The organism is Pseudomonas sp. Pseusp97 (assembly GCF_047304025.1).
Classification (GTDB): Bacteria; Pseudomonadota; Gammaproteobacteria; order Pseudomonadales; family Pseudomonadaceae; genus Pseudomonas.
In genome coordinates, this window is record NZ_JBGLYK010000552.1 from 1 (window position 1) to 261 (window position 261).

Annotated in this window: 1 protein-coding gene; it reads right to left on the minus strand. The window is 57.9% G+C overall.

Going from position 1 to position 261, the window contains the following annotated elements; translation table 11 throughout:
* Positions 1-15 precede the first annotated feature (15 nt).
* A partial coding sequence (locus tag ACCC94_RS30305) for a peptidase U32 family protein (protein ID WP_413353246.1) occupies positions 16-261 on the minus strand: 246 nt, incomplete at its 5' end.

Sequence of the window (261 nt, forward strand, 5' to 3'; positions counted from 1 at the left end):
TATTTCATGGTTTACCTACTGCCATTTACGGTGATACGCGCCGAGGGTGGTCTGGGTGCCTTCTGACATGGCACCGAGTGTCTCCATCCACGCCGGTTGCGGCACAAAATCCTGCGGTGAAGCGATGCAGCGATCGATCGCCTGTCGCCACACTTTTGCCACCTGGCTGACATACGCCGGGCTGCGCTGGCGTCCTTCAATCTTCACCGAAGCGATATTCGCTGCCAGCAGATCCGGCAGCAGCTCAAGCGTATTGAGGCT